At 47.7% G+C, this 26,080-nt stretch carries 23 protein-coding genes; 15 read left to right on the forward strand and 8 right to left on the reverse strand.

The annotated features are described in order from the left end of the window. Position 1: 1 nt before the first annotated feature. From ACXX82_RS20620 to ACXX82_RS20640, 5 genes are read right to left on the reverse strand one after another with little or no spacing between them, the layout of a single operon-like run. Entirely contained in the window at positions 2 to 1,732 is a 1,731-nt protein-coding gene (locus ACXX82_RS20620; protein WP_322237979.1) for a secretin GspD/PilQ domain-containing protein, read from the reverse strand. A 28-nt stretch (positions 1,733 to 1,760) separates the two neighbouring features. Further along, positions 1,761 to 2,123, reverse strand: coding sequence for an MSHA biogenesis protein MshK (locus tag ACXX82_RS20625; protein ID WP_458563617.1), 363 nt, complete (start codon positions 2,121 to 2,123; stop codon positions 1,761 to 1,763). After that, the gene (locus ACXX82_RS20630; protein ID WP_458563618.1) at positions 2,120 to 2,836 is read right to left on the reverse strand and encodes an MSHA biogenesis protein MshJ; all 717 of its coding nucleotides are present in this window, start codon (positions 2,834 to 2,836) and stop codon (positions 2,120 to 2,122) included. The genes ACXX82_RS20625 and ACXX82_RS20630 overlap by 4 nt, the downstream gene beginning before the upstream one ends. Beyond that, positions 2,836 to 3,618 (reverse strand): PilN family protein, encoded by a 783-nt coding sequence (locus ACXX82_RS20635; protein ID WP_322237985.1) that lies wholly within the window; start codon positions 3,616 to 3,618, stop codon positions 2,836 to 2,838. The genes ACXX82_RS20630 and ACXX82_RS20635 overlap by 1 nt, the downstream gene beginning before the upstream one ends. Further along, complete coding sequence (locus ACXX82_RS20640; protein WP_322237987.1) at positions 3,615 to 4,454, reverse strand: agglutinin biogenesis protein MshI; 840 nt, start codon at positions 4,452 to 4,454, stop codon at positions 3,615 to 3,617. Before ACXX82_RS20640 ends, ACXX82_RS20635 begins: the two co-directional genes overlap by 4 nt. A 715-nt stretch (positions 4,455 to 5,169) precedes the next feature. Between ACXX82_RS20640 and ACXX82_RS20645 the strand changes: the two genes are divergently transcribed. The 9 genes from ACXX82_RS20645 to ACXX82_RS20685 all read left to right on the forward strand — a co-directional run bounded on the left by ACXX82_RS20645 (position 5,170) and on the right by ACXX82_RS20685 (position 15,892). Further along, complete coding sequence (locus ACXX82_RS20645; protein ID WP_322237989.1) at positions 5,170 to 7,443, forward strand: TonB-dependent siderophore receptor; 2,274 nt, start codon at positions 5,170 to 5,172, stop codon at positions 7,441 to 7,443. 22 nt (positions 7,444 to 7,465) lie between these two features. Continuing rightward, positions 7,466 to 8,674: a phosphotransferase enzyme family protein gene (locus ACXX82_RS20650; RefSeq protein ID WP_322237991.1), complete on the forward strand. Its 1,209-nt coding sequence runs from the start codon at positions 7,466 to 7,468 to the stop codon at positions 8,672 to 8,674. A 64-nt stretch (positions 8,675 to 8,738) separates the two neighbouring features. After that, positions 8,739 to 9,377, forward strand: a complete 639-nt coding sequence (gene pnuC, locus ACXX82_RS20655) for a nicotinamide riboside transporter PnuC (RefSeq protein WP_323506338.1) — start codon at positions 8,739 to 8,741, stop codon at positions 9,375 to 9,377. 49 nt (positions 9,378 to 9,426) lie between these two features. Next, positions 9,427 to 10,596 (forward strand): DNA polymerase IV, encoded by a 1,170-nt coding sequence (gene dinB, locus ACXX82_RS20660; protein ID WP_458564034.1) that lies wholly within the window; start codon positions 9,427 to 9,429, stop codon positions 10,594 to 10,596. Positions 10,597 to 10,974: 378 nt separating this feature from the next. Further along, positions 10,975 to 11,586, forward strand: coding sequence for a hypothetical protein (locus ACXX82_RS20665; RefSeq protein ID WP_458563619.1), 612 nt, complete (start codon positions 10,975 to 10,977; stop codon positions 11,584 to 11,586). 498 nt (positions 11,587 to 12,084) lie between these two features. Continuing rightward, positions 12,085 to 12,921: a ferritin-like domain-containing protein gene (locus ACXX82_RS20670; RefSeq protein WP_416186825.1), complete on the forward strand. Its 837-nt coding sequence runs from the start codon at positions 12,085 to 12,087 to the stop codon at positions 12,919 to 12,921. Positions 12,922 to 13,245: 324 nt separating this feature from the next. Next, positions 13,246 to 14,013: a GNAT family N-acetyltransferase gene (locus ACXX82_RS20675; protein ID WP_322237996.1), complete on the forward strand. Its 768-nt coding sequence runs from the start codon at positions 13,246 to 13,248 to the stop codon at positions 14,011 to 14,013. Continuing rightward, positions 14,010 to 14,870 carry a UDP-2,3-diacylglucosamine diphosphatase gene (locus ACXX82_RS20680; protein WP_322237997.1) on the forward strand — a complete coding sequence of 287 codons (861 nt, stop codon included), beginning with the start codon at positions 14,010 to 14,012 and terminating at the stop codon, positions 14,868 to 14,870. Before ACXX82_RS20675 ends, ACXX82_RS20680 begins: the two co-directional genes overlap by 4 nt. After that, positions 14,852 to 15,892: a glycosyltransferase family 4 protein gene (locus tag ACXX82_RS20685; protein WP_322237999.1), complete on the forward strand. Its 1,041-nt coding sequence runs from the start codon at positions 14,852 to 14,854 to the stop codon at positions 15,890 to 15,892. The genes ACXX82_RS20680 and ACXX82_RS20685 overlap by 19 nt, the downstream gene beginning before the upstream one ends. A gap of 213 nt (positions 15,893 to 16,105) precedes the next feature. On the opposite strand, the gene ACXX82_RS20690 is transcribed toward ACXX82_RS20685, so the two are convergent. Further along, positions 16,106 to 16,906 carry an outer membrane protein assembly factor BamD gene (locus tag ACXX82_RS20690; RefSeq protein ID WP_322238001.1) on the reverse strand — a complete coding sequence of 267 codons (801 nt, stop codon included), beginning with the start codon at positions 16,904 to 16,906 and terminating at the stop codon, positions 16,106 to 16,108. Positions 16,907 to 16,951: 45 nt separating this feature from the next. Here ACXX82_RS20690 and ACXX82_RS20695 point away from each other — a divergent pair, with 45 nt between their 5' ends. Together ACXX82_RS20695 and pgeF are read left to right on the forward strand one after the other, a co-directional pair. After that, positions 16,952 to 17,995, forward strand: a complete 1,044-nt coding sequence (locus ACXX82_RS20695; protein ID WP_322238003.1) for an RluA family pseudouridine synthase — start codon at positions 16,952 to 16,954, stop codon at positions 17,993 to 17,995. A 116-nt stretch (positions 17,996 to 18,111) separates the two neighbouring features. After that, on the forward strand, positions 18,112 to 18,891 hold the full coding sequence (gene pgeF / locus ACXX82_RS20700) for a peptidoglycan editing factor PgeF (RefSeq protein ID WP_322238005.1): 780 nt from the start codon (positions 18,112 to 18,114) through the stop codon (positions 18,889 to 18,891). Between the two features lie 234 nt (positions 18,892 to 19,125). On the opposite strand, the gene ACXX82_RS20705 is transcribed toward pgeF, so the two are convergent. Then, a protein-coding gene (locus ACXX82_RS20705) for an IS3 family transposase (protein WP_458563393.1) occupies positions 19,126 to 20,306 on the reverse strand; the annotation gives its coding sequence in 2 pieces (ribosomal slippage) (positions 19,126 to 20,054 and positions 20,054 to 20,306; 1,182 coding nt in all). 163 nt (positions 20,307 to 20,469) lie between these two features. Then, positions 20,470 to 20,769 carry a 6TM ABC transporter family protein gene (locus tag ACXX82_RS20710; RefSeq protein ID WP_322238007.1) on the reverse strand — a complete coding sequence of 100 codons (300 nt, stop codon included), beginning with the start codon at positions 20,767 to 20,769 and terminating at the stop codon, positions 20,470 to 20,472. 118 nt (positions 20,770 to 20,887) lie between these two features. On the opposite strand from ACXX82_RS20710, the gene phaC reads away from it, so the two are divergent. From phaC to rimO, 4 genes are all read left to right on the forward strand, one after another. Beyond that, on the forward strand, positions 20,888 to 22,624 hold the full coding sequence (gene phaC, locus ACXX82_RS20715) for a class I poly(R)-hydroxyalkanoic acid synthase (RefSeq protein WP_458564035.1): 1,737 nt from the start codon (positions 20,888 to 20,890) through the stop codon (positions 22,622 to 22,624). Between the two features lie 166 nt (positions 22,625 to 22,790). Beyond that, entirely contained in the window at positions 22,791 to 23,531 is a 741-nt protein-coding gene (locus ACXX82_RS20720; protein ID WP_458563620.1) for a 3-ketoacyl-ACP reductase, read from the forward strand. Positions 23,532 to 23,856: 325 nt separating this feature from the next. After that, on the forward strand, positions 23,857 to 24,420 hold the full coding sequence (phaR, locus tag ACXX82_RS20725; RefSeq protein ID WP_322238011.1) for a polyhydroxyalkanoate synthesis repressor PhaR: 564 nt from the start codon (positions 23,857 to 23,859) through the stop codon (positions 24,418 to 24,420). A gap of 278 nt (positions 24,421 to 24,698) precedes the next feature. Beyond that, positions 24,699 to 26,072 (forward strand): 30S ribosomal protein S12 methylthiotransferase RimO, encoded by a 1,374-nt coding sequence (gene rimO / locus ACXX82_RS20730; RefSeq protein ID WP_322238013.1) that lies wholly within the window; start codon positions 24,699 to 24,701, stop codon positions 26,070 to 26,072. The last annotated feature ends 8 nt before the right edge of the window (positions 26,073 to 26,080 follow it).

A 26,080-nucleotide genomic window follows, 5' to 3' on the forward strand; every position in this document is an offset into this window, starting at 1 on the left:
GTTAGCGCTGTCCTTGGACCTGTGCGTCTCCGTCGCCCATATTGCGCGGTACCAAACCTTGCAATCTGCGCTGACTATCAAGCATGTCCTGATCCCAGCTATCTTCGCCCTGAACGATGGTTGGTTTGAGCAAGATGACCAATTCGCTTTTTTGCGACACACGGCTGTTATTGCGGAATAGATTACCGAGCACTGGCACATCAGCGGCCCCGGGTACTTGGGCGCGATCAGATGAGGACGATTGGCGCATCAGACCACCAATGGCAATGATCCGTCCATCCTGACCGCGGACCACGCTATCGGTCTCGGAGATTGCGCTGGAGGCTAAAGGCAAGCTCAATGTGCCGCCACTTGCTCCCAAATTGATCACTTTGTCGACTGTTGTTACTTGACTCACGGACGGGTGAATATGCAAGGTGATATTGCCGATTGCATCAATTTGAGGCGTCACATCCAGTGATACACCAGAGAAAAAGGGCTGCACATCCACGGTAGTGATCGGTAGCGTAGTCGTATTGCCGGAACTTACGCCTTGGGAGGTCGTCAATTTCGTCACAAAAAACTCATCTGTACCGACTTTCAAGACCGCTTTTTGATTATTCATCGTGGCGATGCGGGGACTGGATAAGACATGCACCGTTCCTTGAGAGTCGAGAAACGAAATCAGCGCTGCAAAATTGCTATTTTGAAAGGCCAAACCGAACAGCGAGCCAGCCGCCGTGTTGACCGCGCCCAAGGTGCTGCCAGCAACGGCGTTGATTGCGTTAGTACCACCGTTGGTCAAGGTTGTGCCAGCGACTGACGAAAGCGTTGTTCCAGGTGCGACATAGCCGAGCGAAGTCCGGCTACCTTTGCCGCCAAAGGCAGACCAATTAACGCCAGATTGAAAATTATCATTGAGTGAGACCTCAATGATTTTGGCTTCCAAAATCACCTGGCGATCTACCGATAATTGGGTCGCCTTTAAAAACGTCGAGACATTCCGCAATTCATCCGACATGGCGCGAATCACTACGACACCCGATTGCGGGCTGATCACGACGCTACGTCCGTCTTTGTCGCCAATGATGGCGTTTAAAGAGGCCTTCAGTTCGCCCCAAAAGTCGTTGTTTGAAGTTGTACTAATTTTGCTGCTGTCGACTGCACGCGAGGTCGTTCCGGACTGCGACTGATATCCGGGCGTGTTGTTACTACCCGAATTACTGGATACAACGTCACTCACCGAACCTGAAGTAACGCGGATATCAGATGATCCTTTGCGACTGCCGCTGAGATAATTGACCTGAAAAATACTTGTTTGCAAACTTAACGGTTTAACATAAATACGCGTGCCTTCAACCTTGTATTCATAGCCATAGAGTTCTCGGATTGCGTCCAGTGCTTCAAACAATGTCACGTTTTTAAGATTGGCCGAAATAGTGCCGGTGACGTCAGGATGAACCAGCATGTTGTAACGCGTACCGGCAACCAGCGCCATAAAAAACTGACTTGCTGGCACATTATTGAACGATAAATTAAATCGCTCTTCCATTGGTTGCCGCGTTTTTGGCATTTCAATTTTGAGCGGCGGCAACAGCGACGCAAAAACGGCTTCCTGCTGGGTGCGCTTCGCGTTGTTTTCTACCGCGCTATTCATCTCGGTATTGATAAGGTCGTACGTTTCACGCTTAGAGGCCGGTGAAGCGCATCCTGTCAATCCTACGATCAAAATAGCTATGAGAGTCTTTTGCATTCTTTTCTAAAGCCTGTTGATGTACATTTTAAGGTGTAGATTTGTTGACTGATTTTTTTTGTATATCAGGAAAAAGTTTCAACACTTGTTGTTCTTTTCCATTTTGTAAAATGACTTCGGTTTCACTCACCTTTACCAGACGAAATTCACCGAATTTTTGATGAAGTTTGACTGTTTTCCCGCTGATAATCGCTATCTTGCTATGCTCTGAAATGATGACGGATTGGAGTACCGGGCCACTGGCTGCCGGGATCGCTTCGCCGTGTCCGGTACTGATACCGATGGAATCTGGTGGGCGTGTCGGGTCAGGCGTAGTTTGTGCCATGACCGTTGATGCTATCAGCAAGGAGCAATATGCTGCTGTTGCGATCCATTTGGCAAATGTGCTCATAGATTTAGCCATTTTTCATCCAGGCTTAAGGTGAACAGCGTCAGACTTAAGGTGGCGTCCGGATAAGTGTCTATCTGCATCGTTGCTTTGCCCCAAAATAATTGCCAAGGCATTGCTTCCAGTGCCGACATGTAATGCATCATGTCGAGATACCTTCCTTGAATAACAATTTCGACACCATGTTTGTAAATGCCGCTGCCGTTTTCGATGCCACGCACTGCCTGTGCTCCCGTTACAGATGGCTTTTCTAGCGAAATTTTTTCGTCAGTGGGTGTGAGGTTGGGATTGTTTAGCGTGCTGACGGGAAGTGTGTTGAGCGAAATTAAGCGTAACGCGCCGTTACGTTTCAAGATATCTTCGAGTAGCGATGTCATGTTCTCCGGCTTGACGAGCACGCTATTTAATCCCAACAGCTTGGAATGGAGTTGTTGCGATTGCTCCTGCAAAATTTTTAAACGATCACTGTTGATAACATCCGGATCGAAGGCTCTTGATCTCAGGCGTTCTTGAATCGCAGTCTGTATTACAGCAATTTTTGATTGATTGTTTTGAATGTGGAGCGACATTAGTTTTTGTCGGTCAAATTGTGGATTAAATAATAATGTATTGAATAATAGTATGAGCGTCAGTGCAGCACCGATGAAGATCATGATGCGCTCACGCAGACTCATGGCATCAATTTTTGAAATGATTGGCTGGAGGTTGTGTTTCATTACCCTTTTTCTCCGCGTAATTCTGCCGGTTGCTTGACGGGTTTGGCGTTTTGTACAGCGGTCGTTGCCGGAATATTTGGCATGATAGAAGGAATCGCGGAGGGTGGCGCGGTGTATGACGCGATGTCAGAGGCCGTCTTGTCTTTCGCTATGCCTGATGATCGCAGATCAAACTCCACGTAGGGCGCAGCGATCGGAGAATTAGCTTGATGCGCATTGCCGCTCGCTGCTATTTGCGGGACGTGGATATCAAGTCTGGAAAAAGTTTTTCCTTGCATGACGGTCTCATTTTTAAGACGACCAATATAATAGGGCACTAGCTCAGGGCGCAATGCGCGGCCGCGCAAATCCATCTCGTTGCCAGCGCCGATAATACTGAAACCGGTTAACCACAAGCCATCCACTATTTGACGAGAAAAGGCGCCTAAATAAGCTGAATAGCCGCTGGTATTGCCGATGTCACCTTTTTCCAGTTTATCGAATACCTGTTGCAAGGATTTGACTTCCAGGTCTGTCTTTGTAACGCTATCCTCGATAGATTGACTTTTTGGATGCGGTGCATATTCAGTAGTGACTTTGTTTAACTCGGCCTGAACCACTATTAACTGCGCAAAAGTACTGGCCTCGTCTTTACTGACGCTAGAAAATTGATAGCCAGAATAAACGGAAATACATGCGGCACCAAGGATTATTAATCCCAACGCCTGAAGCATCGCTACCGCAGAAAAATATTTCTTTTGCTTTAAAAATATGGGATTGAAAAGATTGATCTGCTGACTCATAACTTCTTCTCATCAAGGCGCAACGCCGCACCCAGCGTGATGAAGTAGCGTTGTTGTTGCTCAATCTTGTAGAGTTCCGGCACCTTGGAAAAATCTAGAATGGTTTCTAAATTCAAGGTTTCAATTGGAATGTATAGATTGGCGGAAAGGTATTCCTGCAGCGCTGTTCCCTCTTCTCCCATCGGGGAGAGTATTAATTTTGACAATGACAGCGCGTGATACTGTCGATCAAAATGATCTAATGATCGTTGGAGGTCGAGTGTAATGCGTTCGTAAATGATTGTGATTTGAGATGCGTCGGCTGCTTGTAGTTGGGTGATGGTGGTATCCATTCGGCGTGACAAATAGAGCTCACCTGCGGAGGTGATGGTAACGAGCCCACCTTCCGAATTGAAGGACAGCAACGCGACGGCATGTCCTTCTGGTTCTAGTAATGTAGCGATGTTACGCTGCGCCATTTCAGGAACATCAATGACGCGTAACGCAATATTGGCATCTTCGAATAACGCTTGACGCTGTTCGATTAATTGATTGCGGACCACCACTGCAAACAGCGCGTTGCTGTGTAATGGCCCATTTTTGTCGATGGGGATAGCAAGAACATCAATGGTGGCGTCGTCAACGTGATAGTCCAGCATATCCTTTAAGCGCCAGCGTACGGCTTTTTTAAGCTCATCTGGCGGCACATTTAGCGGATCAATCGAGAGTAGTTGATACTCACCGATATTGAGTAAGTGGGAGCATTGATAACGATTTACGTTGATATCTTGCGCAAGCTTACTGAGCGTAACGGCTGTTGTAGTTTTTTCTGAAGGGTAAAAAGATAATAATTCCACGCTAGGCTTGCTAGACGGCAACCTTTTTAAATGGGCGGCGTAAACACCATCGAAATGACAACCAATCGCTAACCAACCTGCATTTTTTTTAGTTTTACTGAATAAGCTCACAAATAAACCTTTGCTGGTGCTGAATAAAAGTAATTGATGAGCGGTGCCCGTACCAGGGTACGGATAATGGTTACTGTATCGCAATTTGATCCGTATCGTTAGGTAAAATTAACGTTTTGTGGCGGTTATATTTTTCATAAATATCGGATTTTAACGAGGACGTACAGTTACCGTAAGGTTCTTAACCGCAATCGACTTCAAAGAGATGCTTTTGGGAAATTATCGTGATGACCAGTCGTGCAAATTGTGAAGTGAGTTTTTAAATATAAGTGTTGTAAAACACGACGTATTTATATCGATTTCAAGCTTTATTGCCAGAACTGGTGTTGTCGAAGGATAATCTAGCGCGTTGTTTTTCGGTTGAGTGGACAGATCAGGATTTAGATTAGGACAGAGATCTGGATAGAAACCGAGGCAGAGATTCCACTTTCGCAGAATAAATTTTGCTACATCAGATGATGCTGCTCAAAGTAACTAACGCAACGTCGGAATGCTTTTCGCTTGAAATTTGAAATCACAATTGACTCATCTGAGTATTGTAACAATTGTTAATAAAGCAATTTTCCTCCCACTTTTTAAGTGTAATAATTAACGCACTACCTACATGACATCGATAAAAAAATTGCCAGTTCGCAGCCTGATCAGTTCTTCTTTTCCTTTTGCAAAAAAACTGCTAACAATGTTGGTTGCTGCAACGACTACCGTTGGCGCAGGCGTTAGCTGTGCAGAAACTGAAGTAGATCAGCCGTCCAGTCAGAGCGCCACGACAGCGGTTAGGATTCCAAATACACACGAATTACCGCTGGTTACCGTCAAGGCAGAAGGTGAAGCAAAGGATAGCTATCGTGCCAGATCAGCGACAGTCGGTACATTTGGCAGCGAGACGTTGTTAGACACACCAGCGTCGATCTCGGTGGTTACGCGCAGTCAGCTGGACGATCAGCAATCTCGGTTACTCAGTGATGTGGTACGTAACGATGCCTCGATTGATAATAATTACACGCCATTGGGCTATTACGAAAATTTTAGCATCAGGGGATTTTCGTTAGATTTGGCGTCTAGCTACCAACTGGATGGCATGACGATTTCGGGTGAGCAAAATGTGGCACTGGAAAATAAAGAGCGGGTAGAGGTATTGAAGGGATTAGCTGGCTTGCAGGGCGGCCTTGCCGCACCCGGCGGATTGATCAACTATATTAGCAAGCGACCGGCGGATGTCGCGTCTGTGACGTTGGGAACCGACTCGCGCGGTTCGCGCTATCTGGCGACCGATGTCGGGACGTTATTTGGCGATCAAAAACAGTTCGGTTTACGGGTTAACGCCGCGCATGAAGGAATAAATACCTACGTCGATGGCGTGAGCGGTAATCGCAATTTTGTCTCAGTAGCGGCGGATTGGGTTCTCTCACCGTCTGCGACGCTGCAGTTTAATATTGAAGATCAGCATAGCCAGCAGCTTTCTGTGCCGGGTTATCAACTACTTGGCGGCATTGTTATCCCAAGCGGTGTTTCTCCTTACCGTTTGCTCGGTGGGCAGCCTTGGGGCAAGCCTGTCACTATGGATTCGTTGAACACCAACTTGCGTCTGGACGTAGCGATCAATCCGGACTGGCATGGCTCTTTAGCAGTTAGCCGGAGCAGGGTGATTATTGATGATAATTCGACATTTCCTTATGGCTGCTTTTATGTGAGTAGTTGCGGGGCCGGTGGCACGCCGCCGCAATACTTTAGCGCGACCGGGGATGTTGATGTTTACGATTATCGCTTCCCGAATGACACACGACGCAACGATCAGGTTCAGGCAATTTTGCAAGGCAAAACAATGCTTGGTGGATTACGCCATGACCTCACGTTCGGTGCGAGTAGTTTCCGTCGCACGGTGAGTTTGAGCGACGGCGTCAACCAGTATGTCGGCAGCGACAATATCTACAATGCGACTCCGTTAATTTTTGCGCCATCGACTGATATACCGTCGTCTTCCACGCGCCGTCTCGATAGTCGGCAACAGGGTTTGTTTGCATTGGATCGCATACAACTTAGCGAGCGTTGGCAAATTCTGGCGGGTGCACGTCAGGTCTGGTTGCGTGAAAATGCATTCGATGACACCGGCGCGACGACGCGAACAACTGACAAATCGATGCTGTTACCACAACTGGCATTGATCTATAAGCCGCTTGCAACGATGACTTTATATACCAGCTACAGCAAGGGTCTGACGATGGGTGGTCAGGCGCCGTTTTGGGCGACGATTAACCCTTCGGCATTTTTGCCGCCGACCGTGTCGCGCCAGATTGAAGCTGGTATTAAATTTGAAGTAAGTAATCAACTGATGTTGAGCGCGGCCATTTTCCAGATGACCAAGCCATACGAATATCCGAAACCGGAAGGTGCCGATATTGAGTATGTGCAAGAAGGAACACAGACTAATAAAGGCATTGAATTAAGCGCAGCTGGCCAAGTCACCAAACGGTTGCGACTGACCGCTAGTTTTGCGGGAACGCAGGCTATTGCTACCAATACGGGAACACCCGCATACGATGGCCATCAAGCCATTAATGTGCCACGTTTGCGAGGCAGTATTTACGCTGACTATGCGGTTCCGGGCATCGATGGTCTGAATCTGCTGGGCGGTTGGGAATATAGCGCGCGCAAGGCCGCGACACGTTCAGGCGATGTTGATGTGCCGTCCGTTAATGTATTTAATGCCGGTTTGCGCTATGCCGCTGTGTTGTCTGGTCACAAGGCAGTCGTTCGTTTGGCCGTCGATAACCTGCTCAATAAGCAATACTGGAAAGACGTTGGAGAATACCTCGGTGATGGTTATTTGCATTTAGGCGCGCCGCGCACCGCCCGTTTGTCCGTCCAATACGATTTTTAAGCAGGTCGAAATTGATTTTAAGATGAGCCACCAAACCGATAACACTTCATTGCTCAGTCATGGCCTGGACGCGAATGACGTGCCACCCGCCTGGCCGCCACTGAAGCTGGCCGAAATAAAGGATTTGTTGAGGCGGTATCCACAAACCGGTGAGGTTATACGCCTTACATGGTTTAGCCCACGGCCGTTTTCCAGCGCCTGTGTGGTGGAGACGACGTCAGGCATGTTGTTTGTTAAGCGTCTGATAAAGGCGATACGCAGTGCCGCTGATCTTTTGGAAGAGCATCGGTTTATTGCACATTTAGCATTGCATATGTCGGTTGACGGACCCGCCGTCAGCGAAGTTCTTGCTGATATGCATGGTGCCACAGCGATTGCCGACGGCGACTGGACCTATGAAGTGCATCGACTGGCGAAGGGAAATGACGTCTATCGGGATGCCTTTTCCTGGACACCATTTTTGCACCCCGGACATGCCTATGCGGCCGGCCGTGCCCTGGCGGAAATGCATCAGGGTGCAGCCGGTTATAACGCTCCTGCACGCAAGGCAATGTTGCTGGTGTCGGGGTTTTCAATATTTAGCGACGATGATCCTCTCACCGCGATGGCGCATTACATCGACGCCCGGCCAGGCTTGGCGACCTACGTCGCACAACGTGATTGGCGTCAGGATGTAGAGCGTGTATTGATGCCTTTTTACGCATGCTTGCAACCGTTGCTAAAAAATCTGGTGCCCTTATGGACGCATAACGACTGGCATGCTTCCAATTTGTTATGGTGCGCATCAGACGATCAGAACGATGCTGGCGGGGCAAAAGTAGCGACAATACTGGACTTTGGCCTATGCGATCAAACCTGCGCGGTCTACGATTTGGCTATCGCCATTGTTACGAATATTGTCGAATGGCTGAAACTTCCGCAGCTAGACGCTGATAATCAGTTACAGGACGATCAATTAGTACACTTTGATCAATTGGCGCTTTTGCTGGATGGCTATGAAGCCGTGGTTCCTTTGTCGGCGTTCGATATGGCTGCCGTGACCGCTCTGCTGCCGCTTGCACACGTGGAGTTTGCGCTTTCCGAGCTGGCATATTTTTATGGCGTTCAAGGCTCCGCGGAGAATGCAACAGTGGCTTATGATACGTATTTATTGGGTCATGCAGAATGGTTTAATAGCGATGCGGGACGGCGATTGTTAGCGTATATGCGGGATCGCAGTACGAAGAAGTGACAATCTCAAAAGAGAACAATCCTGGAAGAGATAAACTTCCTCAGTCCATAATTGAAAGAAAAAAATGTCCGGTTTGGAAATAGTGGCGGTCATTGTCAGCGCGCTGGCGGTCTGGCTCACGGCACGCCGTAACATATGGTGCTGGCCGGTTGGTTGTGTATCGGTGATGTTTTATTCGCAGATCTTTTTTGATGCCAAATTGTATTCTGACTTGCTGCTGCAACTGATTTTTTTTGTCATGCAATTGTACGGCTGGTGGCATTGGACGCGCAACCGCACGCATTCCCAAACCTTGCCGGATGCATCGCGAGATGAAGATAAAGTACACATCATGCCCCGACGATTGTCAGTCGCCGGTTGTTGGGTTGGTTTGATGATCGGCGCTGCGGGAAGTCTCTTGCTGGGCTACGTGATGGCGCGCTTTACGGATGCGCATATTCCCTGGCTTGATTCTGCTCTGACCAGTTTTAGTCTGGTGGCGCAATATTGGATGGCGCGTAAATACATTGCAAACTGGTGGCTATGGATAGCCGTCGACGTCATTTACATTGGCGTGTATGTCTACAAAGATTTACAGTTGACTGCGGGCTTGTACGCAATGTTTATTATTCTGGCGATTGTTGGCTTGCGCAATTGGCGTCGTGAGTTGCTGCAATATGAGAGTGCCACGCCGAGTGTTAGTCTGGCGGCGCAGAACTATTAAAAACAACTAAGAGTATTCAACGTCGATAATGTCCGAAACTCCCAACGATATGTCACTGCCAACGCGCTATGTTGCGCATCTCGATATGGATGCCTTCTATGCTTCGGTAGAGCTATTACGCTATCCGGAATTGCGTGGTCGCCCTGTTGCCATTGGTGGTGGATCGGACCATCAACCGGTCGTAAACGCGGACGGGACGCGCAGCTATGCAACTCTCCGACATTATGTCGGTCGCGGTGTAATCACGACATCTACTTATGAAGCACGTGCGCTGGGTATTTTTTCGGCAATGGGAATCATGAAGGCTGCAAAACTGGCCCCGGATACAGTCTTATTGCCCACCGACTTTGAAGCGTATCGACATTATTCAAGATTATTTAAAGCTGCCGTGGCGAGCATTACGCCACTCATTGAAGACCGTGGTATAGATGAAATTTACATTGATCTTAGCGAACAAACAGAACCGATTGCTATTCTTGCAGCGCGTATAAAAAAGGCGGTAAATGATGCCACCGGGCTTTCTTGCTCGATTGGCGTTGCGTCTAATAAACTACTCGCAAAAATCTGTTCTGATCTGGAAAAACCGAATGGATTGACCATTCTGACGCAAGCCGATTTAGCAACCCGTATCTGGCCGCTTTCGGTAAGCAAGGTTAATGGTATCGGACCAAAATCAGCCGAGAAATTAACCTTGTTAGGTATTCGTACAATTGCGGAGCTGGCCCACGCAGACACTGGCATGCTTCAGGAAAATTTCGGTAGCAGTTATGGCGCATGGCTGCATTGCGTTGCACACGGTATTGATGATCGGTCCGTTGTGACGCATTCCGAACCCAAGTCGATCAGTCGCGAAACTACTTTCGAGCGCGACCTTCATGCAACGGCAGATCGCACAACACTCACAGAAATATTTACACGTTTATGTGAGCGCCTCGCTGGCGATCTACAGCGCAAAGGCTACGTTGGGCGCACGGTAGGTATCAAGTTACGCTTTACTGATTTCAGTGCGGTGACACGTGACGTCACTCTTCCTTCAAGCACCGACGATGCGGTCGCTATTCGGCGTGCTGCAGGAGAATGTCTCCGCCGTGTCTCTTTCCATCAAAAGCTGCGGTTACTTGGCGTACGCGTCAGTGCGTTGGAGAGAAAAGGGGTGGCGAGCACAGCGTCACAGCGAGCACAAGGTGATTTGTTCGAAAATGGCACGGATGCGCCTTGATGGGTTTGTAATGGTTTGCAGCGCGTGGTGATGCGTCGTTTGAATCTTTGCTAATTTAGTTGATTTTACTTTCCGGAAAATTAATAACTTTTTTTGTCGGTGCCCTGATGGGACGTGAGCCATATTTTTGAAGGCGCGTTTTATTGCTAAGTCTTTGACCCCTTCGAAGAAACTATTGCCAGTGTAACGGTTCGACGCAACGCCAGATGCAACGTCTGGCTGGTTTATATTTCTCCCAATTTCTAAAAAAAATAAACGCGAATTATAAGAATGATCCTAGATACATTTCCGCAAAAAACCTATATTCTCCTTGCCAATGACTTTTAGTTCAGCAACACAACATGCGATTGGTATTTTATTACCCATCGATTAGCAAGCGTGAAACTACATTCAAGCCCTCGCGCCATTTCCGCATTTTGGCATTTTTTTTACAGGTATAAATTGTATAACTTCTTATTAATGTTCGTTCTTTTCATGCCTGTTTCTTTCGCTTCAGCTGCTGCGGTAATGCAGGATGTAACGGTGGGTCAATTGCTGGAGCGGGCCGAGAGAGGAGAGCGCAAGGCAATCAAAATGCTTGCCGCTGCGGGTGCTGTCATATTCCAGGGACGCTCCCTTAACAGGCGTGTCGAGATCACGCCTGAGATCAATGGATTAATGAAAATAATCAGTATACGAGTTAGCTTATTAAGGATTGCTGAATATACAGAGAATGGTTTTTTGAATAAAAATTCATTTCTAATGTGGACTAAAAAACGTGATCCGATTCCGGCATGTGTCTGGCTAATGCGTGCCGCCAATTATCCCGATGAGAGTGGCGAGTCGGATAAAAAATACGCCCATGAGATACGTAAAAGATTAGGTAATTCGATCGAAAAAATGACCGATGAACAGATAGTTGCATGCCAAAAAGGCGCAGACAATTGGATTCTCGGCTTGCCAGATGTGGAAGACACATGGGCCACTATTCAAAGCTCTGTTTTAGGCTAAGTGGCTAGCAATATGACTCATGAAAATAATCGAATTACCTGCCACGGATCTGCTTAAGAACTATGATCTTTGGATGGGACGATAACTGCTTTTTGGCATTGAGGTAACTTCGTCTCATAGGTAATGGAAGGCCAAAATTTGTAATTCAAACAAACTGTTATCGCCTCATCGCTACTTACGATGCTTGCGTTTGGCGACGCCATTTTTTAACGAGCTGAAACTTTTTCAACTGGTAAAAAATATCGTGCAACATATTAATCTCTGATATTTACGCAGATAAAACGAGGATCGAAACTGAACAACAAGCATGTCTTGATCAACAAAAATAATCGTCCACCGGTGTAATTCAACCACTCATTTCTCCTGTAATCAAGCAGGTGATTAACTTCGTCGCAGGTAAATTATTTGATGGCACAACGGTTGCAGGCTTCATTACGGTCGTGATTTGAAAGTCACGTGGAGATACTTCCCATTTATATTATTAAGGAATTGAAAAGATTGAATAAAAATTATAATGGTGGAATAGAAAGTACACATTGGAAAATAGCTGATCTTGATTTTTCTACGATTGACCTTGCGCAGGTAGCGCTAGATGAAAACCTTTTCTATTTAGTGACTAGCGCATCATTTATCGAGAGTGGATCAAGTTTATATACGCAGAATCTGGTTGAATATTACCGGGATGAACCAGAAATTGAAGATTGGTTGCGCAATCAATGGGAAGTTGAAGAGCTTCAACACGGGCAAGCTTTGCGGGCATATGTGAATTATGTATGGCCAGAGTTTGACTGGGAAACTGGTTATCGACATTTTTTTAAAGAGTATTCTGATCATTGCAAGGTAGAGCTTTTAGCACCTACCAAGGGTCTGGAGATGGTGGCGCATTGTGCAGTGGAGGCGAGTACCGCGGCGCTATATCGGGCTCTGTCGCGTTGCACTACTGAACCGATATTAAAAGAAATGGCATCGTTGATTGGGCGCGACGAGGTTAGTCACTATAAGTATTTTTATCGCTATTTCCGCCGATTCCGGAAAGAGGAGGGATTGCGTCGGCATCGGATATTGTGGACATTGTGTCACCGGATGCTAGAAATAAAAAATCAGGATACTAGTTGCGCGTTAAGGCACGTCGTTCAAATCAAGTCTCCCTCACACGCCAACGATGCGGCATATATCAAAAACATCAGTAAAAAAATGAATGAGATGGTCCGCCGCCATTTATCTGCCGATATGACGATTAAGATGGTTATCCGGCCATTGGACTTGCCCCCGATGATTGAATCCATGGTGACTTATCCGTTGACGCAGATTATGAACAAATTTTTTCTACGTTAAAGGGGTTACATCGGTCGCGGCGGTCGGGCCTTAACCCATCAATTGACCAGTGGCGATAAGAAGTATCTTGTCGTTATGGCTTACGTCAGGTCGGCTATCAATACAAGAGCTGCTGGCTGGAGCGGGTAAATCGACCGACGTCCGTAAATTGGTGATCTGTGGGGCTGAATTATTGAATATTGAAGACGAAAGAAAGTCGTTTAGCACGTCTTCACGGAGCATTTTAAATACTGTTGCCAAGTCATCAAACAGACATAAATGTGTCATTTTCCTGAAGTAATCGCTCGTTACTCTGGCATTGTCAACATCTAAAAAGGACAATGCATGCGTTTATTGACCATACCCCGCGATGCAAACCCGATTTTTCCCAAGCTAACGGTGAGTATTGCCACCACACAGGAAGAAATACGGGAAGTGCAACGCTTGCGGTATAAAGTTTTTGTTGAGGCATTTAGTTTGTCTGCGCTGGTGAATGTAGACGGCCTTGATGTCGATGAATTTGACGCTTACTGCGATCACCTGATTGTCCGTGACAACAAAACCTTGCGCGTAGTTGGCACCTATCGCGTGATGAGTCCGCATGCGTCGCGTCGCATGGGTTCTTACTACTCTGAAAAGGAATTCGATCTGGGTCGGCTCGACCATTTACGCAATCACCTTGCCGAAGCAGGGCGCGCTTGCATACATCCCGACTATCGTAGTGGCAGTGTCATCATGCTTTTGTGGGCGGGATTAGCGGCGTATATGCGGCGTGAACGTTGCGACTATTTGATGGGATGCGTCAGCGTTAGCCTTGCTGACGGGGGCCATAATGCTGTGGCTTTGTATCACTCTATGACCGACGAGAATTTCTCTCCTCCAGAGTATCGGGTTACGCCAATTACGCCGTTCTCGGTTTATGAACGCGAACCCGGGCATGTGCCGATTATGCCACCGCTTTTAAAGGGATATTTACGCAGTGGTGCATGGGTTTGTGGTGAACCGGCCTGGGACCCTGACTTTCATTCTGCCGATTTTTTCCTGTTATTGCCGTTAGCCAGACTTGATAGTCGTTATGCACGTCATTATCGCAAAGAAATGAGTCCAGGATGAAACCAAGCGAACGCTTTCTGAGCAGCGGATTTTCTGGTTCAGGTACGGATATCAAACGCGAACCAATTCGCTTCAGGGCGATCTGGATTTCTGATGTGCATCTTGGGACAACCGGATGTCAGGCGAAGCGCTTACTGGAATTTTTACGGGCGACTGAATCGGAGACGCTCTATCTGGTTGGCGATATCATAGATGGTTGGCAATTGAAGCGGCGCTGGTATTGGGATCAAGCGCATAATAACGTCGTTCAAACGGTATTAAAAAAAGCACGAAAGGGGACTGAAGTTATTTTTGTTCCTGGCAATCACGACGAAGCGATCCGTCAATTCATCGATCTTGATTTTGGCGGTATCAAAATACGCGATGAGTTGATACATACCACCGCCAAAGGAAAGCGGTTTCTGGTGCTGCATGGAGATCGCTTTGATGGCGTTATTTCCTGCGCTAAATGGTTGGCGTATGTCGGTGATAGTTTGTACACAGTGATTCTCAAGTTTAACCAGTGGTTCAATGGCTGGCGTGCTCGAGCGGGATTACCTTATTGGTCGCTATCCCAATATTTAAAGCTTAAAGTAAAAAATGCAGTGAATTATATTTCTTCTTTTGAAAATGCTTTAGCAGCAGAAGCAGCCAAAAAGGGCCTTGATGGCGTCATTTGTGGACATATTCATAAGCCTGAAATGCGTGAGATCAATGGGATCACTTATTGCAACGACGGCGATTGGGTGGAGAGTTTAACCGCATTGGTAGAGGACGCCAGCGGTACGTTGCGTTTAGTGTCGTGGCAAGAAATCGTGGGACAGAAGAGTGCAATAGCCAGCGCCAATGTTGGAGAGCTATGCGAATTGCCATCATAGCGGACGCTTCTCTTACGCAAATTAATGGTGTCGTCAATACGTTGCAAGAAACCTGTCGATGCTTGCGCAATATCGGTCATGAGGTCTTATTGCTCACTCCCGACGATGCTGCCACGTTCGCTTGTCCTACTTATCCAGAAATCCGATTAGCCTATAAGCCTTATCGGCGAGTGGCTGCTTCGTTGCGCGATTTTCAGCCCGATTGCCTACACATCTCGACCGAAGGCCCGATGGGGTTGGCGGCCAGACGTTTTTGTTTGCGTCACAAAATAGGATTTACCACGGCATATCACACGCGCTTTCCTGAATATCTGAGTGCGCGCGCGATGATGCCAAAGGCGGTGACCTATCGATGGTTGCGCTGGTTTCACTGGCCGTCCAAGGCGGTGATGGTACCGACCCCGCATATGATAGCCGCACTGCAAAAGCGCGGATTTAGGCGTTTGGTGCTGTGGGGACGCGGAGTTGACACAGAGCGATTCCAATGCATCGAGCAGGATCGATCGTGTATTCAACGGCCTTTATATTTATATGTTGGAAGAGTGGCGATCGAAAAAAATATAGCAGCATTTTTAGATGCTGATTTACCTGGCAGTAAGTGGATTATTGGCGATGGTCCAATGCGTGAAGAGTTGCAGCTACGCTACCCGGATACGCACTTTTTGGGTAGTAAATTACATCAGGAATTAAGCGCCTATTACAACTGTGCCGACGTATTGGTGTTTCCAAGCGAAACAGATACGTTTGGATTGGTCATGCTGGAAGCAATGGCTTGCGGTGTCCCTATTGCAGCATATCCAGTGTGTGGACCGATCGATGTGGTGAGGGACGGTGTATCGGGGAGTCTGGAGTTTGACTTAAGGCGTGCGTGTATTCAGGCGCTTCGGCTGGATCGACATCAGGTACGCGAGCATGCGCTGACCTATTCGTGGGAATTGGCGACACAACAGTTTTTGCAAAGTTTGTATCGAGTTGATGCTATTAAAACGATGGAATGGGCGCAAATGTCCATAATATCCTGATCGCTATACTTATTTTATAACGTGTATCAATACTTTTTCTTATCTGGCACCGTCCGTCAGTATGGCAAAATACGCAAAATACGCAAGATTCGAAGTTTAATGCGCCAAATTTTCTCGGGATCAAAACAGGATAGAGACGATTACACAACAAAAAACCTCGCATTGCGAGGTTTTTTGATTTGATCGTCAATTATGGCTCGATGAGCGATTCGCTTACCAGATTTTCCACCAAGGTTTCTTCTCGGCGACTGGGCCACCCTTGTAATAAACGCTATCAGGGTAGTTTTTTTGCAGAACGCGCGCAGCATCGTCACGCAATTCTTTCATTCCCAGCGCATCGTAGGACCGTACCATAATGTAAAGGGCTTCCTGAACGGCGGGGGCATCGCGATATTCTTGTACTGCACTTTGGGCACGGTTCGCTGCTGCGACATAAGCACCGCGGCGTAAGTAATAGTTTGCTACGTGGACATCGTATTGGGCCATCGCATTAACCAGGTACTTCATGCGCGTTAGCGAATCCGGCGCATAAGTACTATCTGGAAAGCGCTCGACAACTTGCTTAAAAGCATCAAAAGCGTCGCGGGCTGCTTTAGGATCGCGTTCGGTGGCATCTTCTTTTGACAAGAAATCAAAGATACTGACCTTGTCATTAAAGTTAACCAGGCCACGTAAATAGTACATATAGTCTACGTTTGGATGATTTGGATGCAATTTAATGAAGCGGTCAATGGCCGCAAGCGCCTCTGGCTGTTCACCCTGCCGGTAGTGCGCATAAGCGATATCCATCTGTGCTTGTTGGGCGTAGGTGCCGAATGGGTAGCGCGATTCCAGCTTTTCAAAGTATGAAATTGCTTTATCGTAACCACCACTACTCATTTCATCCTTTGCCTCCGAGTATAATCTGGGAGCAGACCAGTTTGCGGTTTCATCGACCTTGTCGGGCAATAGGCCACATGCCGATAATGAGAGAGCGAATGCGACAGCAGCTAGTGTGGAGAGTTTTTTTTGCATGGTGGTTCGCAAGAATGCGTGTAAACAATTGATAGATTATAGCCGATGGGACTTGCAGTGACGTCATTTACAAAGCCAAATTTGGCTGAAAACCCTACGGAAATAGAATTTGAAGCCGATATCGATGATAGCGAAGAAATTGAGGTAGCGGTAAATACCGCTGCGCCAATCGTCTTGATATTGACGCCTCAGGTGTGTGGAACCCGACTTGATAAGGTTATTTCAAGTCAGATTCCCCAATTTTCCCGTAGCCGGATCCAACAATGGATGGAAGCAGGTCATGTTAGTGTCGATGGCAAGGTTGCCACGACCAAAATGATTGCTTTCGGCGACGAGACCGTAATCGTGCAGCCGCAACCGGCACCGGATGAGCATGCTTATACGCCAGAAGAAATGGCGCTTTCGGTGATATACGAAGACGACGATATTATCGTGATCGACAAACCGGCGGGACTAGTGGTGCATCCTGCCGCTGGCAATTGGTCGGGAACGCTATTGAACGGTTTGCTGTATCGCTGGCCAGAATTAGCTGGCGTGCCGCGTGCCGGGATTGTGCATCGGCTGGATAAAGATACCAGTGGATTGATGGTGGTGGCGAAGACGTTAGAGTCGCAGACCGATCTGGTTCGCCAGTTGGCCGCGCGGACGGTAAAACGCCAATACCTGGCGTTGGTATGGGGCACGCCTCAACTTAACGGAACCATTGATGCCGCAATGGCGCGTCATCCTCGGGACCGTATCAAAATGGCGGTGTCTGAAAGCCTCAGCGCCAAAACCGCAGTGACGCATTACGAAAGGCTGCAAAGTGGGCTTTTGGATGGGCGCCCAGTCAGTTTGATGCGCTGCCAGCTTGAAACCGGCCGCACTCATCAAATTCGCGTGCACATGTTGTCAATCGGTTTTGCGTTGGTTGGCGATACGTTATATGGCAAGCAGCATTTAATGCCCGCGTTTCCACGACAGGCTTTGCAGGCAACGCGGCTTGGCTTGAATCATCCCTCGACTGGTGAAGAGTGTGAATGGTTCACGCCGCTGCCGGATGATTTTGCTGATTTAATCAAGCGCTCTAGTATTGCGGCACCTGATTGACACTGTGCAAATAAGTCTTTGAGAAAAGCTTATCGTCATAGTTGAAGGGCGCAATGGCGCAATGGTCATTGCGTCCTTCAACCAAGCCCCGTATTAACACTTTATAGACGCACTTTATGAACGTGATTATTCCCGATTGGATCGGTGCGCCACCGAATGTTGGCGCTTTGGTGACGTCCCGTGACGGCGGCGTAAGTCGTGCCCCTTACGATGACGGAAGTGGTGGCGGTGGGCTTAATTTAGGCTCGCATGTCGGTGATCTGTTGGCCGATGTTGAGGCGAATCGGGCTTTGTTGATGCCATTTTTGCCTTCTTCACCTCTTTGGATGACCCAAGTTCATGGCGTTCAAGTGGCTGATGCAAATAGGGCCGTTGCCGGTGTGGAGGCGGATTCTGTCATTGCGACAAAGTCGGGGAGAGTATGCGCCATCCTGACTGCTGATTGTCTGCCTGTATTATTCTGTGACGTCGAAGGTCGGGTTGTTGGCGCTGCACATGCAGGGTGGCGCGGCTTGGTCGGTGGCGTCCTTGAACTTACCGTAGCGCATATGCGGGATGCTGGCGCAGGTGAAATCATCGCATGGCTTGGCCCCGCAATTGGGCCGCAAAAATTTGAGGTTGGAGCGGACGTGCTCGCGGCATTTATAGACAGTGCTCAGGCGCGAAAAGTATCGGCAGAAACTTTGCAGCAGATTTCTTCCGCCTTCATACCCATTTTTGAATCTCCAGGAAAATATCTGGCGAATATTTATAGTCTTGCTCGCATTATATTGAGTGAGGTTGATGTGCACGGTGTTTCTGGTGGCAGTGCTTGTACCGTTACTGACCGACAGTTTTATTCTTATCGCCGGGATCAAGTTACTGGTCGCATCGCTTCGCTGATCTGGCTGAAATAGTGTTTTTAGGATTGTCTCGAAACTTTACTAAGCGCATTGCGCTCTAGCTGTAGTTATGGCTCAGGAGAAGCTTTACGGGGACTATTAAGACTGACTCCCTCATCCTTCGTAACGTATCAACGTATGCTGGCGTATGGCGGCGCTCCGATTGAGCGCGGCTCGGACAGTAATTACAGTACTACTTGCGTGGCTTAATGAGCTTCCCTCGATATTTCGTCTGCCATGAGGTGAATTTTATGCTGCTATTTTTTGCTTCTCCTGCTCACTTGCCCAACATTTCAAATACTGAATTGGTGATCGGTAGCCGAGCGTCGAATGTAGCCGCTGACGATTATAAAAAACTTCAATGTATTCAAAGCTTGCAGCCTTCATGTCCGCGTGAGTCAGGTAGCGCAGGCCATGATACCGTTCGTTCTTGAAACTGTTAAACCAGCTCTCCGTAGGGGCGTTGTCCCAGCAATTTCCTTTGCGACTCATCGAACACGTCATGCCAAATACCTTGAGTTGTGCTTGAAATGCATAACTGGCGTACTGACTGCCCCGATCCGAATGATGCATCACGCCTGGTGGCTGTCTTTTGCGAAACCATGCCATCTTCAATGCGTCCATCACGATATCGGTCGTCATCCGAGGCTTGAGCGACCAGCCAATCACCTCTCTATTGAACAGATCAAGAACAATAGCCAGATACAACCAGCCTTCATCGGTCCACAGATAGGTAATGTCCGAAGTCCACACTTGGTTTGGCGCATCCGGCATGAATTTGCGGGCCAGCAGGTTCTCCGCTATTGGCAAACCATGCTGCGAGTCGGTAGTCACTCTGTAGCGCCGTTTATGCCGAGCACGGATACCGTTCTCGCGCATGAGCCGCTCAATACGCTCTTTGCCTCCAGTAAAACCGCGCAGCCGCAATTCACGGACCATACGAGGACTGCCGTATGCCCCCCTATGTTCAGAATGGATGCCGCGTACCACCGCCAGTGTCTGACTATCCGACAGACGTTTGCGAGCAGGACTACCACCGCGCTGCCATGCCCGAAATCCACTAATGCTGATCTCAAGTGCCGTGCACATTTCAGCCAACGCAAACGTTTTGCCTTGCGCCTTAACCCAGGCATACTTCACAGAACATCCCTCGCGAAGTACGCCGCTGCCTTTTTTATTATTTCGTTCTCTCGCTTCAGACGAGCGACTTCTGCGCGTAGACGGGACAACTCCATGGCTTCTGGCGTGATCACTTTGCTACCGGCACCTTTCAGCTTACCCGTCGCAGAAGCTTTGATCCAGTTACGCAACGTCTGGTCGCTCAAACCTAATTCTTTGACGACCGCCGAAACCGCTTGTCCATCAGCCACCCGTTTAACAGCAAGTTCCTTGAACTCGGTTGTATATGCCTGTTTTGGTATTTTAGTCATTTCTATTTCTTCCAAATGTAACGTTATTTTACGTCACCTATGGAGAACTAAATTTCAGGGGAAGGTCATAACCTATTTAAGCAACCTAGACGCAATTCTCTTGTTGATCCTTCGTTTGGTTATATATCCACAACGGTAATAATTGCTTCAATCTTCTTTTTTACTATAGTTTTTGTGTCGGATTTTCTCTGGATTTTGGTGTTGCTAGTTGTGTTGAATCGGCCTTTGGTTCGTCTGATTCAGCGTTTACTTGCAAGGCAGCATCCTTCTCGACAAGCATTCTCTTGCGTTGTTCGGCTCTTTGTCGATTTCGCTTGCGTTGGGGTGTGCCCATCAGGTATAAAACTATTGACAAAGGAATTACGCCGTATAGCAGAAAAGTCATTACTGCGGCGGTAGCAGTTTGTTCTGTAATTGACATCATGAAGACAACGTAAATCCAAGCAATAGCGACGATATACATAGAATGAAATTAGGCTAACGGACAATCCCGCACAATACGCGAAATCAACGGTACCCGCATGACTAATCCAAAATTTCCTCCCTTCGATCCTGCATTTTTGTCGCAAGCGTCACAACAAATGCTGGAACAATTCTCTAAAAATGTGTCGCCGAATATGTCAGAAGGCATTTCGCAAATTGCAGATCCGAACAAATGGCTATCGTGGTTCAGTTCTGCGCCTGGTCATTCGTTGGCACCACCGCTGATTTCCGATACGGCGCTTGGCGACCTAGGGATCAAACTAGCACCAGAATCTCTCGAAAAACTACAAAAATCGTACACGGAGCAACTCACTGCATTGTGGCAGGATGCGGTTGCGGCGCGTACACCGTCCCTCCCGGACAAGCGTTTTAATGGTGCTGCGTGGCAGAGTAATCCGCTGCATGCGTACAACGCTGCGGTCTACTTGCTGAATGCGCATTATTTGACCGCTTTAGTCGACGCTGTCGATGCGCCGTTGAAAACCAAGCGGAAAATTGGATTTGCTGTTCAGCAGATGATTGATGCCATGTCGCCCAGCAATTTTCTGGCAACCAATCCGGTAGCACAGCAATTGTTGGTCGAGACCAAAGGGGAGAGTCTGACCCGCGGAATGGCGCACTTACTCGCCGATATGCAAAAAGGCAAAATATCGCAGACCGATGAGGGGGCTTTTGAAATCGGCAAAGATGTTGCCACCACAGAAGGTTCGGTAGTTTTTGAAAATGCTTTATTTCAGTTAATACAATATAAGCCGTTGACCAAGACTGTGCATGAGCGTCCATTGTTGATCATGCCGCCTTGTATCAACAAGTTTTACATCATGGATTTGCAGCCGCAAAATTCGCTTGTGCGTTATGCGGTTGAACAAGGTCATACTGTTTTTTTGATTTCATGGTGTAACGCCGATGCGTCTACTGCAAAAACCACGTGGGATCAATACGTCGAAGATGGCGGCATTCAGGCCGTACATGTGGCGCAAGAAATTTCTGGTCAGGATCAGGTCAACGCGCTAGGTTTTTGCGTCGGCGGTACGATTTTGTCTTCTGCATTAGCAGTCATGTATGCGCGGGGTGAAAAGCCAGTATCAAGTCTGACTTTGCTAACGTCATTGCTTGACTTCACTGATACGGGCATTCTTGATGTCTATATCGATGAAGGACAAATTGCTAAGCGCGAGCAGGAAATTGGCGCTGGGGGTTTAATGCCGGGGCGCGATTTTGCATCAGCATTTTCGAGCTTGCGTCCAAATGACTTAGTCTGGAATTATGTCGAATCGAATTATTTGAAAGGTGAAGAGCCAACGGCTTTTGATCTATTGTATTGGAATGCGGATAGCACGAATTTGCCGGGTCCAATGTTCTGCTATTACCTTCGTAATATGTATTTGAATAACTCGCTAAAAGAGCCGGGTAAGCTTACGGTGGCGGGTGAGAAGCTCGATTTGGGAAAGATTGCTGCACCAACCTTTATTTATGCCTCCCGTGAAGATCATATTGTTCCCTGGACTTCTGCGTATGCATCAACCACACTCCTTAATCCTAAGCACGGTAGCCGTAACCGATTTGTATTAGGTGCTTCCGGGCATATCGCCGGAGTGATTAATCCGCCGTCTAAGAATAAGCGTAGTTATTGGACCAATTCAACAGCGGGTATAGCCGCAGAAAAGTGGCTGGGCGGCGCAACCGAACATCCCGGCAGCTGGTGGTCTGAATGGTCAGCGTTCCTGGCTGAGAACGGTGGTAAAAAAGTGGCGGCACCGCGCAAACCAGGTAATACCACTTACAAATTAATTGAGCCAGCTCCGGGACGTTATGTCAAAGTAAGGGCTGAATAAATTACTAAATTCATAATAATTCAAACTTATCGCGGACAGAAATATACTACAATTCATAAACCAGATTCAACCACTAGAATTCCACAGCATAGTAATCCCCCCAAGGGAGTTTTAGCGATGCGTTGCCTGCATCGGTTTTTGTTAATTGAATGAAAGAGGAGACAAAATGTCCAAGCGAATTGCTTATGTAACAGGTGGAATGGGTGGCATTGGGACCCCAATTTGTACTCGTCTCTGTAAAGATGGTTACACCGTGGTCGCAGGCTGTGGTCCTAATTCAACGCGAAAGGACACTTGGCTTGCAGCAATGCGCTCTCAAGGTTTTGATATTCACGCGTCTGAAGGGAACGTGTCAGACTGGGAATCAACCAAAGTCGCTTTTGACAAAGTCAAAGCTGAAATTGGTGAAGTTGATATTCTGGTCAACAACGCTGGCATTACGCGGGATGGTCAATTCCGTAAAATGTCAAAGGCAGACTGGGATTCAGTCATTGATACTAATTTGAATTCACTATTTAACGTGACTAAACAAGTTATTGACGGCATGGCAGATCGTGGTTTTGGACGGATCATTAACATTTCATCCGTAAATGGACAGAAGGGTCAGTTCGGGCAGACCAACTACTCGACTGCAAAGGCTGGAATTCACGGTTTTACCATGGCTTTGGCGCAAGAGGTGGCCACTAAAGGTGTTACTGTGAATACGGTCTCTCCTGGTTATGTTGGTACCGATATGGTGCGCTCGATACGCCCCGAAGTTCTTGAGAAGATTATTTCAGGAATTCCAGTCAAACGTTTGGGTGAGCCAGAAGAAATTGCTTCGATTATTGCCTGGATTGCGTCTGACGAGGGCGGTTACGCCACCGGATCGGATTTCTCGCTGAATGGCGGTTTGCACATGGGCTAAGTGACGCTTTTTGCTCAATCGAGAGGTCGGGCGAAAGGTTTGACGCCGTCAATGTTTTATCGTTTTTTTGTTGAGTATCACTAGCGCGGGCCCTGTGATCCGTGTCTTTTGTACCGGTAGACTCCTTTTCACACTAGCGTGAGAAGGAGTCTAACGTCATCGGTTGCCTTGCATTATTTCTTTTTATCCCACAACTCAGCGCAATTGGCGCAATATGATACTGTAAGTTGACCGCGTTTCAAGCGGTGTACTGTATTGTGTAAGAGGGAGCTGACTTACATGCTTGATTTGAAATGCGTTTATGCGCGATAAACTGGAAATTCCCATGACCACACCAAAAAAAATTTCTGTGCGCCTGATCAAAAAATACCCGAACCGCCGCCTTTACGATACGCAGACTAGTTCTTACATTACATTGACTGACGTCAAACAGTTAGTGCTTGAAACCGAAGAGTTTGCAGTGATTGATGCCAAGAGTGATGAGGATTTGACGCGAAGTATATTGCTACAAATTATTCTGGAAGAGGAGTCCAACGGAACGCCGATGTTTTCGAGCGCAGCGTTGTCTCAAATAATTCGCTATTATGGTCACGCCATGCAAGGCATGATGGGGTCATACTTGGAAAAAAATATCCAGGCATTCATCGATATTCAAAATAAGCTGACTGAAAATTCTAAAGGTTTTTACGAAGGTAAGCCATTTAGCCCTGAAATGTGGGCACAGTTCATGAATGTACAGGGCCCAATGATGCAAGGCATGATGAGCAACTACATTGAGCAAAGCAAAACATTATTTGTTCAGATGCAGGAAAAAATGCAAAATCAAAGCAAAAATATGTTTGGCACATTCCCCTTTGTCCCACCGCCGTCCGATAAAGACGAAAAATGATGGTTGGTGTCTAAAACAGCATACATTTACAGGCGTCCGTAACATGTTGCGAGTAATGCGGCTCTACCCGCCTAACAAGTTAATATAATAAAAGGTGGGGCCGCTGAAGTGTGGTCGCTGAAGTGGCGCTCTCAGGAGGTAATACCACCTCGAACGAAGAGATGAGACAGATTTTTCCATCCACAAAAAGGGAAATCTCATCTAAAACAGGTTCTAAGGTGTCCATGTCAGCGGAAGGGGTACAATAGCGCCTTCGCTTCGTCCCCATTTTCTCCATCATGTCAAATGTTACTCCTGTAGCCGTTCCGGTTGCCCCTAAAGTTGGATTCGTCTCCCTTGGTTGTCCTAAGGCGTTGGTCGATTCCGAGCAAATCCTAACGCAATTACGTGCGGAAGGTTATGAAACTGCCAAGTCTTACGATGGTGCCGATCTGGTGATCGTGAACACCTGCGGATTCATCGACGCTGCCGTGCAAGAGTCTCTCGATGCCATCGGTGAAGCCCTTAGCGAAAACGGCAAGGTGATTGTCACTGGTTGTCTAGGCGTCAAAAAAGATGCCGCCGGTGACGATATCATCAAAAAAATTCATCCAAAAGTGCTGGAAGTGACTGGTCCACACGCGCTGACTGAAGTCATGTTTGCGGTGCATAAGCATCTCCCAAAGCCGCATGCGCCTTTTTTTGATTTGGTCCCACCGCAAGGGGTCAAGCTGACACCCAAACATTTTGCGTACCTGAAAATTTCTGAAGGCTGCAATCATCGCTGCACCTTTTGCATTATTCCATCGATGCGTGGCGACCTCGTATCGCGCCCAGTCGCCGACATCATGCTGGAAGCTGAAAACCTTTTTAAGGCCGGGGTCAAAGAACTACTCGTTATTTCTCAGGACACCAGCGCTTATGGCGTCGATGTTAAATTCCGCATGGGATTCTGGAATGGCAAGCCGGTCAAGACCCACATGACCCAGTTGGTAACCGCGCTGGGTGAGTTGGCTGCGCAATATGGTGCGTGGGTTCGCCTGCATTATGTTTATCCGTACCCGCATGTTGATCACATCATTCCTTTGATGGCTGAAGGAAAAATCTTGCCGTATCTGGACGTGCCTCTGCAACATGCACATCCCGATGTATTGAAGCGGATGAAGCGCCCTGCCAATGGCGAGAAGAATATTGAGCGTATTCAGGCGTGGCGTGCAATGTGCCCGGACATTACTATTCGCTCGACTTTTATCGCTGGATTTCCAGGTGAGACCGAAGCGGAGTTTGAATATCTGTTGGATTTCTTGAAAGAAGTTGAAATCGATCGCTTGGGTTGTTTTGCTTATTCTCCTGTAGACGGTGCGACCGCGAATGAGATTGCCAATCCTGTTCCAGAAGAGCTGCGTGAAGAACGTCGTGGCCGTGTCATGTTATTACAAGAAGAAATTTCTAAAAAGCGACTGAAAGCCAAAGTCGGCAAAACCATGCGGGTGTTGATCGACTCAATCGATGGTAGTGGTGGTGTTGGGCGCTCGAGCGCAGATGCGCCCGAAATTGATGGCGTGGTGTATGTCAAGCCGCCGTACGAGCCGCATAAAAAATTAGTCGTCGGCGAGTTTGTTGATGTCACGATTACCGCTGCAGATTCGCACGATCTGTGGGCGTCTGCATGACGTTGAGG

It is taken from the genome of Glaciimonas sp. GNP009 (assembly GCF_054343755.1).